This is a genomic window from Enterobacter sp. CPE_E890 (genome assembly GCF_046521475.1).
GTDB classification, from domain to species: Bacteria; Pseudomonadota; Gammaproteobacteria; order Enterobacterales; family Enterobacteriaceae; genus Enterobacter; species Enterobacter adelaidei.
The window spans coordinates 142,842-158,390 of record NZ_JBKFZW010000002.1; the positions used below are offsets into that span (position 1 = coordinate 142,842).

Here is a 15,549-nt window from a genome sequence, read left to right on the forward strand (position 1 = left end):
ATCCTGTTACTGCTTATGTTTATCTTGATATTTTTTTGCCTTCTTCATCAGTTCTTCAGGACTGTCAGCCCCCGGCACTCGTTCTTGAGACTCCTTTTCCTTATTATACGTATTCATTTGCGAAGATTGCTCTGAATTATGATGTTTTTGCAGATCAGAATACTGTTTATTTATGCTGCCTTCTTCATCGCGTATTCCTCCTTTAGTATCGGCTATATTCTCTCTCGATGTTGTGAGCATATTATCAACTTGGTCTTTTACATTATTCTGAATTCCGCTGTCCTGTGTACGTTGTTCGATAGTAGCCTGATGAGACTGGTGATCGGCACTAACATCGCTATTTCCACCGCCACCAGAAATGGCCCCCATACCATGGCCAACATTTCCTTTAGCTGCTGAATATGATGCATCAACGCTCGGTTGTACCTGCTCCTGAACAAATCCCCAAGCCAGTTCCCGACGTTTTCCTGCGATTTCTGCTGAGCTGGTATTAGTAAGCAATGTATCTGCATCTTGAGGTGCATGTTTACGGACATACTGGGCAAACTGCTGATTTAGATCCTCGCTCATTTGACCACTCATACTTTCTGTACGAGACGCCATTTCAGCATATTCATGGCTACGAGCCTGACTTGTGGTGTACTGATCATAGCTCTGTTTTGCTGAGTTCAACGATGCCGAAAGTTGATCTGCTCGGGAAGCCGCATTATTGTCCGTATGGCTCCCAGATTCACTGACTTTACGGCTAGTAAAGTAATCACTCGCCTCCTTAAAGTCCTGGGTTGCTTTAGCATCCATATCATGTCGAGCATCATGGCTAGCTCGAGAGCTATTTGTTGCTTGGTGCATATCGTCATCGGAAAAATCAACTCCCGCCTTAACTCCTGCCTGAAACCCTACCCCTCCTCCGGTACCCAGCACATTCAGCCCCATACTTCCTTTAGCATGTGCATCACCATACAATCCGAGTGACGCTCTGGTGCTCCTTGACGCTAACTCTTGAGTGGCCTGTTCATTACTAATATTATGCCCTTTCGCATAGCTTTCTACTGCGCTGCGCATCCTGCTGGCCATCATAGAATCCTGAGCACTCATAGTGCTGTCTGCGCCACTGGTCATTGAATTACTGCTACCACGGTTTGAGCCAAACTGACTAAGCGTATTCCATGCGCTACTCAAACTACTGTTATATCCATGCAATGCACTCTCTGACTGGGTTTGTGCCTCGCGGGCCATTGCCTGCTGTGCGGTTGCAATCTGACGAGTCATGTTGATACTCATAGGAATACGTGACGTAGCACCACTGGAATCTGTCACTACACTACCATCACGCATTTGCGTCGAACTGGCTCCGTTAGCCAACTGTTGGCTCATTTGTCCAAATACTGTTGAGCTATTGGTATTCCAGTTAAAACCACTCACATTTTCTGTCTGCATGTTAGCGTAAGAGTAGTTACCATCAACAGCACCAGAGGCAGCAGTGGCTGCAGGGCTGATAGCGGAAGAGGCCAGATGGCTGTAGAGATTTGAGAACCCCGCCCCCAGTCCCTTCAGCATTCCCCATGCCAGTGGCGGGATAAGCATCGACAGATAGCCTGCCGTGGTAGCGAGGTCTGAGTATTTTATCTGCACCTGTGACAACTCCGAGAGAACCACTGGTGAACCGTTGGCCTTCGCATAGAAGGTCATGCAGCTGTTGAGGATGGCGTAAAGCAGTGGCCAGCTCTGCACCCACATGATAGCCAGCACGTACCCCTTCAGCACATTAAGGGTGACGGCGTTAAACATCCCGCCCAGCACCATCAGGGGGAATATTCCGATGGTCAGACCGACAATCAACGTCTGAGACATAGGTAGTGAGCGTAATGCCACCTGACCGACCGTCGCATGCGCCAGCCGCTGCTTCTCCATCGATGACGTAGTGGCGATATTCAGCAGGCTTGAGGTGTCACCGTTGCGGGCTGCATAGCTCATGATGCCATTTCGCAAAGCGTTCATCGTCACATTCTGACGGACAATCGACGCGGCGCTCTGACCAGCACCATAGAAATAGTTATAGCTGTCCCCGATCATCTGGCTGAACAAAATGTCAGGATTCGGACGTCCGCCAAAAAGCTGACGCACGTAGTAACTCCATGTTTTTCCTCCGGTCTGAGTATCCAGGGCAAGCTTTGGCTTAATTACCGCAGCGGCTTCTTCACAGGTTAAAAACTGATTATTGTTGTTGAATACCCCCCTCAGCGGACTCGGCTTTGAGAAAATCAGCGTATACGGGTCTGCACTGTTCATTAGATCTTCCATGGTATATTTTCCGTTCAGGAAAATATCGCCCATCACGCAGTTCTGCACATAGTCCGTGAATATCGTAGTTATCTCTGGGTTCTGTGATAAAAAGTCCGTACTGCGTGAAACCAGATTCGCCCCAAATATCATGCCGGTTTTGCTGTAGGTGATGCTGTCGGGCTGTGAAAAGACCATTTCATACCCCTGAACAAGGGCATATCCGATTTTGGTGGTCAGCGATGCAGGCAGTGCCAGCCCGACGGGCACGTTATCGACTTTATAGACCTTTGTCTGATTACTGATATCGATTATTTGTACGGAGGTGCGAACACTGACCAGCAGCGACATCAGCACAATGACGCCTGCCCAGCCCAGCATATCCATGATGTTGTGCCGTCGTATCCACGAAATGGCTACAACCAGCACAGAGAAAGCCGTCGCAATACGCCGAATAACAACCCAGTTCTCCGTCGACATGAACGTGACGATGGCATTCAGCGTCTGCGTCAGCCAGTCGCCGCCCGCGATGACATAGATTTCCTGCATCAGCGCGCCCCCCCGAAGTGATAGTTGTTCTGGTAGCGCTGCAGCATGCGTGCCGAGACCTGCTGGCGCATGTAGCTCATCTGGCGGTCAACAACCAAAAGCGCATCCTGCTGTACCTGCACCTGTGCCTGGAAGGAGGCTATCTGCCGCGTGGCTTCGTTGAGGTTATTATTGATGCTGTCGATAACCGCCTGGTCATAGTTTCCCGTTGCCACCATTGCACGGGCCTGCTGGACCAGCTCCTGGATGTACTGGAGAAGAATGTCGTAGCCGATGTAATCGGTTAGCTGATAAACGAGGCTGTTAGAAACCCCCAGCATCTGTGGATCAACCAGGTACTTGAAGACCGGGATGGTAGTACTTGTGATAAATCCCTTCTCTTTCTCGGTTAACTTTAGATCGGCAACGGCTTTATTCTGAATGCTGGAAAGGATGTCTTTTATCTGATTTTTCAGTGCATTTTTCTGGCTGATCGTGACATTAGCATCGGCAACCACCTTCAGACATTTATCGCTGTCATTACAGTGATACACCCGTGCAGTCCCCCCCTCCATCATGGCCCGAATAAGGTCGCGATCGGTCGTTCTTGCCGGAAGCGGGGTTATATTACCCTTCTCATCAAAGACCATTGTTCCGGTCAGGGTCATGATGAACTCCTTAAGCTCTTTATTCCCGTCAAACATGCGGTTCTTTCCGAGCGCATTCCAGATGACATTGATATTCTTCGTTATGCGCTCTTTATCCTTATCACTGGCCTTATCACGGACCTTATCCATGCTTCCCCCCACCGTGCAGCCCTGGCGGGATGCCGCCCAGTCGGCAAACATGTTGCTCTCACCGGCAATGTCCTGGCAGACCTTCTGCTGGGAGACCTGAGTGCGCGGAAACAGACCGCCGACAATCCCCTGCGCCGCCTGGCAGGAGCTGAGGTTCATGCTGTTAATGTCGCTGGCCATCTTCTGCAGGAAGTCTTTAGCGGTCTTGATTTCCGGTACCGTGGTCTGCAGCGCCAGATCGAAGAAGTATCCGGCCGCATTGGACATAATCTGCTTGGCGAAACGCTGCAACTGATCGCTGTTAATAAAGCTGAAGGAGCCCAGATAGGCATCGATGCCGCCGCAGCCGGCGTTGATGTCGGGCAGCGTCATGGAGATAAGCTGGACGGTTTTCACCTGCGTGCGCGCGTAGAGTGAGCCGCCCGTGGCGTAGCCCGCGGCCTGGCCCTGCCAGACCTGTGGCTGGCTGGTGTTGGACGCAAAGCCCAGCTTATTAAAGAAGGTGTTCATGTCACTGTTCACGTCGGCACTCACGCTCGCTGAACACGCAAGAAGGAGGCCACACAGTATGGAGAGAGGTTTACGGACGAACATCGGCACCCTCCCGACTCGCCTGCAGGGCGAGTTTTCCCATTTTTCGTTTTAGTATGAACATTTGCCCTTTCGTATAAAGCGAGTTCAGGATTGCATAAACGCCACCTGCAACGGCAAGCCCGCCGCTCAGCGCGATAAATATCAGTGGAATGGCGTACATCAACACGTTCCACAAATCTTTCAGCTGCAGGTGACCGTCCCTGAGCCAGTCGCCGACGCAGGCATTGAAAACGTATGTCATAAAGACGCGCGACAGCACGCCGGCAATGAGCAAAATGCCCGCCCACTCAGCATAAACGCCGAACCGTGCGTCCTCTTTCCGTGCCCTGAGCGCGATTAACTCTGGCGTCGTAGCTCTCTGAAGCATTCCGGAGGTCATCATGTCGTGTTCCTCTGCATTGTTCTGATCAGCCATTGTTACCCACTCCACGCATCTGAAGGACCGTATCCATGCGGGCCATAAAGCCCTGTTCGTCGGTCGCGCCCTGCAGCAGGGGCAGGGCTTCAAGGGTGTTTACGTTGACGAGAAAGGTGGTTGGCGTGGCCACGGGCAGGTTAGGGAAAAAGGTTTTCATCACCTCCGGCGGCGCGGGCAACGCATCGGGAAAGGACGCATCCCCCTGACCGTCGATGGTGTAGGCCATCACCCCAAACCCCACCCGTGCCGACAGCGACTTCAGGACCGGATCAAACTGGTGGCAGTACGGGCAGTGTCCCTGCATAAACAGCACGACCTTCCAGTCGGCCAGATTGATCTGGCGGCCGTTGCTGAGGCGGTACCAGACCGGCGGCTTCGCCGGAAGTGGCTTAACTTCAGGGTCTTCCGGGGATGTTGGCAGAGATCCCGACGTTCGCGCCCCCTGTGGATGCCATAACGATTTGATCTCGTCCATTGTGGAAGCCTGTGTGGCCAGGCAGAGGGACATGAGCGCCACGGTAAACACGGTATGTCTAAGGTTCATGTCGGCATCCTCCGGCATCACGGGCCTTTTCGGCCTCACGGGCGGCATCAATCCAGCGGTTGATGATGCGGTAGCCCCCCCAGAGCGCCATCGATACGCCGATTATCTGCGCCAGAAGAATGGCCATCTCCGGCTCGCGCCGGACCAGGCGGGAAACAATGTGAAACCATATCCCGAGGCTCAGCACCCATAATCCGGGCACGTCGAACTCAGGCAGGCGAAAACGGAATTTGCGCATGCGAACTCTTCCTGTATTAAAAGTTGGGGGCAAAATCTGTGGAAACGTTGAGGAACTGCTTCGCCAGGTCATCCTGGCTGATAAAGCCATACGAGACGGGTTTGACCGCCCCGCTTTTAGGGTCGGCCAGCATCAGCGCCGGGAAGTAACGAATACCCAGCCGGCTGGCCTGTCCACCGTCCATTCGGGTATCCGGCAGGAGTGGATTCACGATACCGTCCACGGAAACCGGAATGACGCTGAGGTGATACGTTTCGCGGAAGTTTTTAATGACCTGAACCAGCTGGCCGTCGATCGGGTCCTGTCCGCGGTAGAAGAACATCACGCCATAGTGCTGAGCCAGCGTTTCAATGGCGCGGCGCTGGTCGGCAAAGTCCGCCGCCAGCTGGTTGCGCACGGTACCGTTGTAGTGGCTGTGCTGCAGGTTGTAGTCCAGTTCGGGGTGCTCGAGCATGGCTTTTTTGGCGCTCATCGAGAACAGCCCGGCCTGCTGCGTCCAGTAGTTCTGCAGGCGGAAGTAGCGGGTAAAGTTCTCCACGCCCGGATACAGAATGGCCTCGTACATGGCGCGCTTCGTGGCCTGCTGAAGCGTGGCAAGCTTCTCCATGATGTCCGGCGAGGCCTGCTGAGGCTGTGTTGAAGAGGATTTGTCGTCCTCCGGCGTTCTGCGCGTTTCGTTGTACCACTGCCAGCCGGCATCTTTTCCTGTGGCGGTAAAAACGCTGCCAAGAAGCAGCAGCGCTAACGCTGTCTTTCTCTTTTTCACTGGAACCTTCCTTATCCCGAAGCAGGTCGGTTATCGTTTGAAAAGCGGGTTTAACAGCCACGCCAGCAGAACTCCCGCCACGAAAAGCACAACCATCAGCGCCATAAAAAACACATCGATGCGGGTTGTTTCATCAACGATATTCCCGCGCCAGTAAAGCACCGGTGAGGCGACAATCAGGCTGATGATAAGGCGTCCAGTAAATCCTTTAATTTTCATGATGGAGAGTCCTGAGTGAGTGATGAGTGGCTTACTGTTTGTTCTTCAGTTGCGCGGCGATTTCCTCGCGGACGCGCTTCGTCAGGGTGTCGTTATCCGGGATTTTCTTGTTCTTTTGCAGATCGTCGAAAAAGTTTGAGAAGTCGAGTTTGTCGAACTTGATTTGTTGCAACTCAGTCTGGGTGATGCCGCGACAGTCCGGGCTGCTGGCCTTGCCAAAGCCGATGTGAAGCTGACCGTTACGTCCCTGCTGCTGCACAATCTGGGCAAGCTTTGAGTCAAACTGACAGTAGCTGCGCTTCTTCTCGAGACAGACGCCGAGCACTTTTTTTGAACAGAACTCACCGATACTGACCGTGAGCTTATTCTCTTTGGCCTTGCCCAGCGCTTTCTCCTCGCTGCTGCACCTGGCAAGCCCGACGTCCTGGCCCCAGCCGCCGTCCTTACAGCAGCTGCTGAAGCCTGCCGCAAACTTCTTGCAGAACTTCGCGCTGCCGGTAAAGGCGCGTACGTTAACGCTGTTAATGGCTGCCACGTCCTTGCCCGCAGCGGCCAGCGCGGCGAGTGCCGAAACGACAGGTGCAAAATCGTTGTTTTTACCGTTCTGCGCCCGCTCACAGTCACCATCGAGACAGAAGGTGTCGCCGCCACATATCATCACCTGGCCGGAAGTACGTGTTTCACAGGAGTACGTCGCGTATTCATGCAGGCAGCCGCTGCCGTCTTCTGCCGTGAAGGCGCAGGTGCGTGAGGCAAGCGTACAGGCCGGATTGTTCATGTAGGTTTTGCAGGTGCCATTGTCAGCAGCCTGGGTCATATACGTGTCTTTGTACTTCCAGCAAGCCTGCGTGACCGGGTATGACACGCCGTCAACCACCACCGTTTTTGTGCTCCCCGGCTCAATACATTCCGTCTTTTTGAGCGTACCTTCGCTCTTGCTGAACGGGCAGGATTCGTTCCAGACCACGTCTGGTACCCATTTTTTGGCGGGAATTTCAATCTGGAGCGTAACGGTGAAGCTGTAGCGCATATTGCTGTGCTTCCAGATTGAATCTGTAGTGGGATTGTTTCTCCTGGTACGAATGGAAAACACCATCCCTGCGCCTTTCTTCAGCTGCATGCCGCTACTCAGCGCCAGGCTACCGGTATCGTTATCCATGGAAATCAACCCGAAAGGCGTGGTTACTCGCATAAACCAGTTAGGATTACTGAACGCCAGACGTTTATTCCAGGAATAGGTGGCTGTTGCAGCAACAACCTTCCCTGTCACCGGCGCAGTCCATGTTCCTGTGTATCCCGCTTCGGAGGAAGCAAACGAAATATTCTGAGACTGGATAACAATCTGTTTTGTTTCAGATGTATCTTCATAGTGGCCGGTAATGCTGGCCGTGCGCGTACAGGCCTGCTCAACCAGCAGGTCGCGCTCACAGGTATAGTTGGTGAACTCACTGCGGCTGATATTCTGCGCTTCGCACTGCGTCTGCCCCGTTTTGCCGATGATGGTATCAGCGCGGGACTGGACATCCTGGCTGGCCTTAATAAACGGCGCGTCGGGCGAAATGGGCTCCTTCGGGTTGTTAACAAACGAGTCGGTGACGGCTTTTGTAGCCTCATTAGTAGTCCAGCCCGTGGTACCGTCCGCTTTCAGCGCACCATCACCGGTCGCCGTCACACCGCCATAGTACTTTTTCTCACCGGGTGAGGCGGTATAGTTGGGGATAGACGCTGAGGGGTTAAAGTTTTTCAGGCTGCTCTCACCCTGCCCCTGTACCTGACGGGCAAAATCAGCCCCCGCCCTGTACTGCGCGTCAGCATCGGCAAATGCATTCACGCTTGCCATCGTGGTGGCAATGGCCAGCACCGACATCAGTATTGCTCTTTTCATCGGGCATCTCCTTTATTAAGCAGCTGTTGCGCCTCATCCCTGCACTCGCCCTTCCCCACCACCTTTTCCAGCGCCTGCTTCAGATGAAGATTGCCGCGAATCACGTCGTGGCCCGCCTCGCAGTACACCACCAGGGACGGCACGCTGGTGATCCCGTACTCACGAAAGCGGGTCGGGTCGATGGCGACGCCGCTGGCTGAGCCGTCCTGAACAAGCGCCATCACGGCGGTTGCCGTCGTTTTCATGTCGTTGTTGACCATACCCCGCAGGGTGGCGGGAATATCGTAGCGGCGGGCCTCGGTCAGCATGCGCTTAAGCCCCGCCTGCGGGATGGCAAAGGAGACGAAATACAGGGCACCGTGCGTGGGTTTATCCTGCTGGTCCTCGCGCTGGCGCTGTTTCAGCTCCCCGATAAAGCGGGCGTCGTCTGCTGAAAGAGGGTTCTGGCGCACCTGCTGCTCCAGCATCTGGCGCAGCGGCGCGTTGTCCTGCCCCCTCAGCTGCTGGCTGAAAGACTCCTGCTGACGAATAAACTCGCGGTTCGCCTCATCAGCCCCTGACGCCAGCGCAGTGCAACAGTATGCTGACAGCAGCAGCGCCGCCGTCAGACCGGACAGAGTTTTCATGGAAGTTTCCTTTTTCTCAGAGGAAGACGCAGTTGCGCTTGCGCCAGAGAAGATAGCCGTAGTTTTTCTTCGTGTTCGGCGGGTTACGCCCCGTTTCCCAGCGCATGACCGTTCGGCCGAAGGGATGGCACTGCGCCACGTCCGGATACATATTCACCATCTGATAGCGCCAGCGCGTTTTGGGAATAATGGGTGACGGATACTCGAAGCAGACCTTTTTATCCTCCCCGACGCTCTCCATTATCTGACCCTGACGGTGCAGCTTGAACGCCATGCGCTCGCTGACCAGAACGGAAGACTGCAGGGGGCTGGACTCATTGCTCACCCAGCCGTTAAAGGGATACATTGACCCCTGCGATCCGGCACACCAGAACAGCGCGTCAACCGACGTTTTTGCTGCACTGGCCACCGCGTCGGCCGCACATGCGCCCTGCGCGATGGGGTTGGCAAAAATGACCGCCTCCGGATTCAGAATGGAGGTCAGGGCGCTGTCCCCCCATGTCGGGTCGATTTCAGACAGGTATCCGATATCCAGATCGCCGCCCTGCAGACACCCGAGGGAGGTGATGATATTGAGCCAGTACGTCAGCGGATATTTGTACCAGTGCACGTGGTAGAACGCGCCATTGACCTGTTTGTCATCTTTTTTGGCGGCGCCCATCCCCATTTTCCCGAGATTAACGGTGAATCCGCCGAGGTTCACCATGCAGCCCGGAGAACGTGCCACATCGGTCATGGCCATCGGCTCCCAGTACCCTATTGCCAGGCCAACGCGCTGAAATACCGGCGGTGGCATGGGACAAAACTGTATCGGGCTACCGGGATTGGACGTGTCCGGTAAATCCCCGCCCGTGACTTTTGTGCTGCCGAGCGACAGGGGGAACATGCAGCGCCAGCAGATATCAGTGATCGGATTGACGAAGCGCCCTTCGCAGGCGGCGTCCGCCGCTGCCATGTGGCTGTTACCCCACAGAAGCAGCCCGAACAGAGAGACGGTCAGCATTTTCACCGGACACCTCCTGCATCATGCTGCGCCATATCGGGCGGAATGATTTCCACCTGCAGGCGCTTTCCGCTGGGTGCCGCCGTTACCCGCGCCGGCACCTGGCTTATGCCGAACCGGGCGGTCAGCACCCCGTTCTGGTCGAAGAAAATGCGGCTGTCGAGCTTCTCCGACGTCTGCGGAATGTTGCCCTGAACCAGAATGATGCGGGTGATCAGGGTGTCAGGCTTCTGTCGCTGTACCCACGCGAGCTGCTCCGCATCGTCGCCGTTGATAAACAGCAGGGTTTCGTTAAACGGCACCACATCAAGCGGATTAAAGACCTGCCCCGCCTGAGCAAACACGTTGCCCCTGTCGTCGGCAAGCGCCTTGTCCACCCGCACGCTCGGGTCAAACCAGCGCCGCTCGTAGCGCACCGCGCGGGTTATTCCCTCAACGGCAGGCGGGCGCTGGCTGTTGCGCACCACGCGCGCCTTAAACTCCGCCATCTTTTTGTCCATCTCGCCGGACTGCGCCAGCGTCTGCAGCCGGCTTTCGATAACGGTCAGCATATCCGGCTCCGCCACCGGCCAGAGATCGCCCCACGTCCCGAGGTCAGCGGCCGTCACGCTGCCGGTCAGCAGCGTCAGGCCCAGGGCAAGGGCGCGCATCACCCCCCCTCCTTCATCCGGCGGGCCACGTCAGTCTGGATTTCACGCGTGATATCCGGCGCCCCCTGCACCACGGCAGGTGCGACAAGGATGAGGGCACGATGGCGGACCTGCCAGTCCCTGAGGCTGGCCTCCAGTGACGCGTTAAAGCGGTCTGAAAGTGCTTTTGTCTGCGCCTCGTCCAGTGAACGGCGACCGGCGCTGTCAAAGAAGGCATCCACCGTGGATTTCATGTTGAAGGCCACAACCACAGGACGGTTAAGCTGGCAGACCAGCCAGCTGATGCCTGCGCCCGCAGCCAGCGTGCCGGCAATCAGCGCGGCGTTAATGAGTACGTGTTTTTTCATGAGATGGTCTTCCCTTCATGCTCGTGAAGCCAGCGCTCCAGCGCGGCCATTTCCGGCCCGGATTTTTTCCACGCCAGCTCCCAGACGGCTTCGTGAATACTCAGCCCTTCCCGGCGTCGCTGCTGCAGAAACTCAAAGTCCGGACCGTCCGAGGAGTACATTGCCCGGCTGAGCGGATCGACGAACAGGCGGTGCCAGGACGTCAGGTGCTCAACCGACAGCATAAAGCTGCTGAACCAGTTGTCCTTCGCGCTGCCAAAACCTTTAATCATGTCGCGCTGCAGCTGCGAATACTGGTCCGGGTACAGCTGGTTGTACTTGGCGAACTCTTTGGCGGACTGCTTGAGGATAATTTTGTAGGACGAGTTACCCCATGCCGCGCGGGCGGCGCTGGAGGCCGTTTCCGAGTCAAAATCGACGATGTTCTGCGTAATGGTGATGTACGAACCTGTATGGCGGCGGGCGGTACGGTAGCCCTTCTCGATAAACGCCCCGACCTTGTTGTTCTTGAAGTCCAGCAGGCGCCAGCCTTCGTCTATCACGTTGAGCTTCTTCAGGCTGCGCGGCGTGCGGTACATGCGGTTCTCAATGTAGAGAATGAGCGAGAACATCACCGCCACCAGGAGGGACGGCCTGTCCTCCAGTCCGCCGAGCTCAAGCACCACCATCCGGGCTTCGTCCTTCAGGGACGGTTCGTCGGAGTTGAAGTAGCTGCCGTACACCCCGTCGCGGGTGTACTGGGTCAGCAGTACCACCATCTCATCGAGGCGGCTGCGGATGGTTGGCGATCCGCTGTACTCCTCGCTGTCGCGGGCCATCATCAGGTAGTCCACCACGTCGTCAATGCGCGCCTGGTTTTTCTTCGTAAGCCAGGTGGCCTTCACCGCCTTGAGCAGCAGACCTTCGTGCACCTCGTCCAGGTTGCCGTTGGGGCTGGCCATCACGGACAGCTGGTCCCGCAGGCGTTCGGCCATCTCATCGATGGTATCGTCGGTGACGTTAGCGAACGGATTAAACTTCAGCGTCTCGCCGTCGAGGTAGACCCCGCCCATGTTCTCGCACAGGGACTTGTAGCCGTCGCCCATGTCGAACACCACGGCGAAGCCGCCGGAGTCGATAACGCTGCGTATCAGGGGCTGGATAAGCCCGGTTTTCCCCGCGCCGGAGGTGCCACACACCGCCATATTGAAGTTGGTGTTACCCATGCCGCGGCTGAACAGGTCGATAAACGCCAGCTGGTTGCGGTAGGTCGGTGCCAGCAGGCCGGAAGTGGCCAGCGGGCTGTCCGCCACCACCGGCATCAGATTGGCGACATTAAAGCTTTCGGCGCGCTGCAGCACGCCGGACTCACGCAGCTGCTTAAAGAGGCCGCCGCCCGCCATAAACGGCAGATTCACGAGAAAATTGCGCATATGGTTAAAGCGCGGGGAAATCAGCTCGAAGCCATTTTTACGGAAGCTGTTCAGTACGTCCTGCTCGACCTTCAGCGCAGTTTCCTGGTCATCGCGGCAGAAGAGGGTCACGTTCAGAAAATAGCTCACCAGCGAGGACTGCCCGGACGACAGGCGCTGGCGCAGATCGCCCCACTCTTTTGCCTCCTGCGCCACGCCCGGGAAGAACTTGGCGTAGCTGGTCTTGGACTTCTTCTCAAGATCCATGAACTTCAGGTTGGCCTCGTTCTGCGCCTTTACCTGGTCTTCCACGCTAAGGACCAGCGTCAGGATAAACGGGCACGAAACGGACAGTTCCGGGTTGAGAAGGTTGCTGTAGTTGTCGGCCATATTCCAGAGGAAGGCCAGCTCCGGATTTTTGGTCAGCTGGAAGTTCATGATGCGCGCGGTGCTGTTGCGACCGTTACCGCGCAGCCCCAGCGTCATGTAGTCGGCCTTCACCTTCAGGTCAAAGGTATCGTCCACGCACTGGTAGTTCAGATCCTTGAGCGGGTCCAGTTCCCGTTCGGTGGGATACAGCGCATCCGGGTTGTGGTTAATCATTTCGCCCGCAATGCGGATAAAGGCATCCGCATCCACGCTGCGGGTGGCTATCTGCGCCCCCTGCAGCGAGGCGCGGATGATTTTGACCTGGTTTTCCATCTCCATCACGCTGGCCTTACTTCCGCGCTTACGGGGGACGCAGCAGGAGATGTACACCCGGTAGTTACGCAGGGTCAGCGGCAGGTTGAGGTGATCGGGCAGCGGGAACCCTTCTTCTGCGGCCCTGAGATAGTAGGCGCGGGTGATGGCGTTGAACGTATCAGCCTTTTCCCCCGTCCATGAGAGCTCGCGCAGGCCATACTCGATATCCTGACCCACCAGATGGCTGGACACCAGGTGAACGGCCACCGGCACCTCGCGGGGCAGCTTGGTGCGCATCAGGTTTTCCAGCGACGAAACGATAGTTTCGTTGGCGCCGTTGATGGGCTGCGCCTCGAGCATAAAGCCCATCGTCTTTTCGTTCATGAAGAGGCCGGTTTCCGCATCGTAGTCGCGGTACGGCAGCACGCGGCTAAACTGCGGGAAGCGCATCTGCCCGAGGACATCGTTCGCCTCAGAGGACGCATCGGGCATCTTCAGGGCCGTCAGCAGCGAGTTGACCGTGCGGGTGACGGAGTCCAGCGGATTACTCATGATCCCCCTCCTTTTTATTGTCGGCCGTTTTGACCGCTTCCGTCGCAGGGGCCGGGCGGCTGGCGGGGATACCGTAGCGAAAACGCACTGAGCGCATCTGACCGTACAGGCAGAAATACGGACGGCATCCCATAAGCAGCGCCGCCCCTGAAAACACAATGGCCATCACAATCCACAGCAACTTAAACGCACTCAGCGCCCCGTCAACATGACCGGCATATCCTTTAGCATCGGTGACGACGCTGCCCCGGTCATGGCAGACGGCAGAGGGAGCGTCATGCAGCGTGAGGCCGGAGGACTTGTTCTGCGGAGCAGGCGGTATAAAGGGTTGTAAAGGTTCATCACGGCAGACCGCAATACGAAACTCGCCACTGCTGACGTTATGCGTGACGGCCATAATTTCCTGCGCCATCGCCTCTCCGGGCGTGGTGTTATCCATCCACAAAAGCATGGCAACCAGCAGCATCAGCGTGGCGGCAGGCCAGATAATCAGATAGTGAAAAGCCCAGGCAAGCCATCTAAGGCAATACAGCAGGACGGACAGAAGCTTAAGCATCATTCCCTTTACCTCCGGGATTCAGCGGAAACCAGACGCTGCAGTTGTGTCTGATAGCCTCCGCCAGCCTCTCCCCGTCCTCTCCGCTGTACAGCGCTTTAATCCGGCTGACGTCAGACTTCGCCAGGAAAACCCTCATCTGCTGTTTTGTTACGCTCATACCTGAGCCTGCTTTACCCAGGAACAGACAGTGCCCACGCTGCCGTTGCATTATGTGTTGAGAAATCCCAGCCTTCCCGTCAAGGGCGGGAGCGCTCTGCTGAGACGCTGAAAGCCAGAAGTCGCGCTCTGCGGCATTAACACAGATGACACGCATCCCCATCGCCTCGCAGCAGGCCGCTATATCGTTAAGGTGGCGGGTCTTACCCGGACCGCTGTTACTGTTGGTTGTCATGATGTTCGTCTCCTGGTTTTTTGCCATCGTTCTGAATGTCTTTGCGCAATTCACGCCAGTCGCGGAGTTGTCGTTCTGATAAAAAGGTCCGCATAACCTCAACGCTGATGGCTGTCTTACCGCTACCGGTTTTCCCCACGACCATCACATTGGTTTTTCTTCTTCCCATCGGTCACCTCAGATACTGTTTTTCTCGTATTTCCAGAACCCGCTGGCATTCCGTACAGGTACGTACGCCCGGGATGGCCTGCTGCCGCCTGAGGGGGATGCGATTGCCACAGCATTCGCACCGGTTGCGGCTTTTGCCCTGCAGGCAGGATCGCTGCCTCGCGGCCTGTATATGAAGCTGGTTCAGCAATTCGTCCTGCTCCTGCAGGAGATCGAGTTCGTCTGCCATCAACGCTCCCTGCTCACACTGTCCGGACACGCTACCGCCCATCCCTTTTTACGTTTCAGGGCACGCGTGATAACGACAGATTGTTAAAATGGGTGCCACACGCGGTGGCGGTTCAGGTTTCAGTTAACGCGTGGGGTTCCCCACGCTGAGGGTTTCACAACAAAAAACACCCGCGTCGGCTGGTGATAAACGTCCTGCGTATCGATATAGGGCGCGATCCACAGCCCGGCCGCCTTTTCACCGACGCGAAGCGGCCTCGGGTCCACGATGGACTCGCGCCCTGGCGGCGACACAGTAACCGGCGTGACCGTGGAGAGCGGCGCCCGTGAGGCTGAGTGCGGCTGCGGGCGGGGGAGAGTCGGTATACCCGTCAGAGGTGCATTCCTGGATGCGATGGCATGCACCGGTTCAGCCGGCAGCGTCAGGGGCTGCACGGACCGGGTCCGGAAATTACCCTCAGCCAGGCGCGGCAGCGATGTCGCACCCGGCTTTACCGCGCTGGCCTCCTCCAGTCGTTTGGCTTTCTCATTGGCCTGCTCGATGGTCATGCAGGTATCGGATGTCGTCGCGTTACACTCAAAATCGCTCGTTGTACCGGCACATCCCGACAGCGTCAGGAGACTGGCCAGTGTGAGCGCAACAGGCACTGTCTTGTTCATTTGCGGTTCCTTTACGTGGGG

The 15,549-nt window shown here is 56.3% G+C and carries 18 protein-coding genes; all 18 read right to left on the reverse strand.

Translation table 11 applies throughout. The annotated features are described in order from the left end of the window. Positions 1 to 6 precede the first annotated feature (6 nt). The 18 genes from traG to traV all read right to left on the reverse strand — a co-directional run bounded on the left by traG (position 7) and on the right by traV (position 15,528). A complete protein-coding gene (traG, locus tag ACLHV9_RS25275) occupies positions 7 to 2,829 on the reverse strand; it encodes a conjugal transfer mating-pair stabilization protein TraG (protein WP_008324119.1) in 2,823 nt (940 codons plus the stop codon). Beyond that, positions 2,829 to 4,199: a conjugal transfer pilus assembly protein TraH gene (gene traH / locus ACLHV9_RS25280; RefSeq protein WP_016247527.1), complete on the reverse strand. Its 1,371-nt coding sequence runs from the start codon at positions 4,197 to 4,199 to the stop codon at positions 2,829 to 2,831. Before traH ends, traG begins: the two co-directional genes overlap by 1 nt. After that, positions 4,186 to 4,614 carry a hypothetical protein gene (locus tag ACLHV9_RS25285; RefSeq protein ID WP_008324122.1) on the reverse strand — a complete coding sequence of 143 codons (429 nt, stop codon included), beginning with the start codon at positions 4,612 to 4,614 and terminating at the stop codon, positions 4,186 to 4,188. The genes traH and ACLHV9_RS25285 overlap by 14 nt, the downstream gene beginning before the upstream one ends. After that, positions 4,607 to 5,161, reverse strand: coding sequence for a type-F conjugative transfer system pilin assembly thiol-disulfide isomerase TrbB (gene trbB / locus ACLHV9_RS25290; RefSeq protein WP_008324125.1), 555 nt, complete (start codon positions 5,159 to 5,161; stop codon positions 4,607 to 4,609). Before trbB ends, ACLHV9_RS25285 begins: the two co-directional genes overlap by 8 nt. Then, positions 5,151 to 5,399 carry a type-F conjugative transfer system pilin chaperone TraQ gene (gene traQ, locus ACLHV9_RS25295; protein WP_008324126.1) on the reverse strand — a complete coding sequence of 83 codons (249 nt, stop codon included), beginning with the start codon at positions 5,397 to 5,399 and terminating at the stop codon, positions 5,151 to 5,153. Before traQ ends, trbB begins: the two co-directional genes overlap by 11 nt. Positions 5,400 to 5,415: 16 nt before the next feature. After that, positions 5,416 to 6,165, reverse strand: coding sequence for a type-F conjugative transfer system pilin assembly protein TraF (traF, locus tag ACLHV9_RS25300; RefSeq protein WP_008324127.1), 750 nt, complete (start codon positions 6,163 to 6,165; stop codon positions 5,416 to 5,418). 30 nt (positions 6,166 to 6,195) lie between these two features. After that, positions 6,196 to 6,384, reverse strand: a complete 189-nt coding sequence (gene trbE, locus ACLHV9_RS25305) for a conjugal transfer protein TrbE (protein WP_008324128.1) — start codon at positions 6,382 to 6,384, stop codon at positions 6,196 to 6,198. A gap of 31 nt (positions 6,385 to 6,415) precedes the next feature. Then, entirely contained in the window at positions 6,416 to 8,269 is a 1,854-nt protein-coding gene (gene traN / locus ACLHV9_RS25310; RefSeq protein WP_022652255.1) for a type-F conjugative transfer system mating-pair stabilization protein TraN, read from the reverse strand. Beyond that, a complete protein-coding gene (trbC, locus tag ACLHV9_RS25315) occupies positions 8,266 to 8,895 on the reverse strand; it encodes a type-F conjugative transfer system pilin assembly protein TrbC (RefSeq protein WP_008324130.1) in 630 nt (209 codons plus the stop codon). The genes traN and trbC overlap by 4 nt, the downstream gene beginning before the upstream one ends. 16 nt (positions 8,896 to 8,911) lie before the next feature. After that, positions 8,912 to 9,898, reverse strand: a complete 987-nt coding sequence (traU, locus tag ACLHV9_RS25320; protein WP_032160671.1) for a conjugal transfer pilus assembly protein TraU — start codon at positions 9,896 to 9,898, stop codon at positions 8,912 to 8,914. 2 nt (positions 9,899 to 9,900) lie between these two features. Next, on the reverse strand, positions 9,901 to 10,548 hold the full coding sequence (traW, locus tag ACLHV9_RS25325) for a type-F conjugative transfer system protein TraW (RefSeq protein WP_008324132.1): 648 nt from the start codon (positions 10,546 to 10,548) through the stop codon (positions 9,901 to 9,903). Beyond that, complete coding sequence (trbI, locus tag ACLHV9_RS25330; protein ID WP_008324133.1) at positions 10,548 to 10,895, reverse strand: type-F conjugative transfer system protein TrbI; 348 nt, start codon at positions 10,893 to 10,895, stop codon at positions 10,548 to 10,550. Before trbI ends, traW begins: the two co-directional genes overlap by 1 nt. Next, positions 10,892 to 13,522, reverse strand: coding sequence for a type IV secretion system protein TraC (gene traC, locus ACLHV9_RS25335; RefSeq protein WP_008324134.1), 2,631 nt, complete (start codon positions 13,520 to 13,522; stop codon positions 10,892 to 10,894). Before traC ends, trbI begins: the two co-directional genes overlap by 4 nt. Continuing rightward, positions 13,515 to 14,081, reverse strand: a complete 567-nt coding sequence (traP, locus tag ACLHV9_RS25340; protein ID WP_008324135.1) for a conjugal transfer pilus-stabilizing protein TraP — start codon at positions 14,079 to 14,081, stop codon at positions 13,515 to 13,517. The genes traC and traP overlap by 8 nt, the downstream gene beginning before the upstream one ends. Beyond that, on the reverse strand, positions 14,071 to 14,472 hold the full coding sequence (locus tag ACLHV9_RS25345; RefSeq protein WP_008324137.1) for a hypothetical protein: 402 nt from the start codon (positions 14,470 to 14,472) through the stop codon (positions 14,071 to 14,073). The genes traP and ACLHV9_RS25345 overlap by 11 nt, the downstream gene beginning before the upstream one ends. Beyond that, positions 14,456 to 14,641, reverse strand: coding sequence for a hypothetical protein (locus ACLHV9_RS25350; protein WP_008324139.1), 186 nt, complete (start codon positions 14,639 to 14,641; stop codon positions 14,456 to 14,458). Before ACLHV9_RS25350 ends, ACLHV9_RS25345 begins: the two co-directional genes overlap by 17 nt. A gap of 3 nt (positions 14,642 to 14,644) precedes the next feature. Continuing rightward, a complete protein-coding gene (locus ACLHV9_RS25355; RefSeq protein WP_008324141.1) occupies positions 14,645 to 14,869 on the reverse strand; it encodes a TraR/DksA C4-type zinc finger protein in 225 nt (74 codons plus the stop codon). Between the two features lie 119 nt (positions 14,870 to 14,988). Next, positions 14,989 to 15,528, reverse strand: a complete 540-nt coding sequence (traV, locus tag ACLHV9_RS25360) for a type IV conjugative transfer system lipoprotein TraV (protein ID WP_008324154.1) — start codon at positions 15,526 to 15,528, stop codon at positions 14,989 to 14,991. Positions 15,529 to 15,549 lie beyond the last annotated feature (21 nt).

Excerpts from the sequence above, each read along its gene's own strand:
- trbC (WP_008324130.1), bottom strand. The coding sequence starts at position 8,895 with ATGAAAACTCTGTCCGGTCTGACGGCGGCGCTGCTGCTGTCAGCATAC.
- ACLHV9_RS25345 (WP_008324137.1), bottom strand. The coding sequence starts at position 14,472 with ATGACAACCAACAGTAACAGCGGTCCGGGTAAGACCCGCCACCTTAAC.
- trbI (WP_008324133.1), bottom strand. The coding sequence starts at position 10,895 with ATGAAAAAACACGTACTCATTAACGCCGCGCTGATTGCCGGCACGCTG.
- traG (WP_008324119.1), bottom strand. The coding sequence starts at position 2,829 with ATGCAGGAAATCTATGTCATCGCGGGCGGCGACTGGCTGACGCAGACG.
- traV (WP_008324154.1), bottom strand. The coding sequence starts at position 15,528 with ATGAACAAGACAGTGCCTGTTGCGCTCACACTGGCCAGTCTCCTGACG.
- trbB (WP_008324125.1), bottom strand. The coding sequence starts at position 5,161 with ATGAACCTTAGACATACCGTGTTTACCGTGGCGCTCATGTCCCTCTGC.
- ACLHV9_RS25350 (WP_008324139.1), bottom strand. The coding sequence starts at position 14,641 with ATGGGAAGAAGAAAAACCAATGTGATGGTCGTGGGGAAAACCGGTAGC.
- traH (WP_016247527.1), bottom strand. The coding sequence starts at position 4,199 with ATGTTCGTCCGTAAACCTCTCTCCATACTGTGTGGCCTCCTTCTTGCG.
- ACLHV9_RS25355 (WP_008324141.1), bottom strand. The coding sequence starts at position 14,869 with ATGGCAGACGAACTCGATCTCCTGCAGGAGCAGGACGAATTGCTGAAC.
- ACLHV9_RS25285 (WP_008324122.1), bottom strand. The coding sequence starts at position 4,614 with ATGGCTGATCAGAACAATGCAGAGGAACACGACATGATGACCTCCGGA.
- traU (WP_032160671.1), bottom strand. The coding sequence starts at position 9,898 with ATGCTGACCGTCTCTCTGTTCGGGCTGCTTCTGTGGGGTAACAGCCAC.
- trbE (WP_008324128.1), bottom strand. The coding sequence starts at position 6,384 with ATGAAAATTAAAGGATTTACTGGACGCCTTATCATCAGCCTGATTGTC.
- traN (WP_022652255.1), bottom strand. The coding sequence starts at position 8,269 with ATGAAAAGAGCAATACTGATGTCGGTGCTGGCCATTGCCACCACGATG.
- traQ (WP_008324126.1), bottom strand. The coding sequence starts at position 5,399 with ATGCGCAAATTCCGTTTTCGCCTGCCTGAGTTCGACGTGCCCGGATTA.
- traW (WP_008324132.1), bottom strand. The coding sequence starts at position 10,548 with ATGCGCGCCCTTGCCCTGGGCCTGACGCTGCTGACCGGCAGCGTGACG.
- traP (WP_008324135.1), bottom strand. The coding sequence starts at position 14,081 with ATGATGCTTAAGCTTCTGTCCGTCCTGCTGTATTGCCTTAGATGGCTT.
- traC (WP_008324134.1), bottom strand. The coding sequence starts at position 13,522 with ATGAGTAATCCGCTGGACTCCGTCACCCGCACGGTCAACTCGCTGCTG.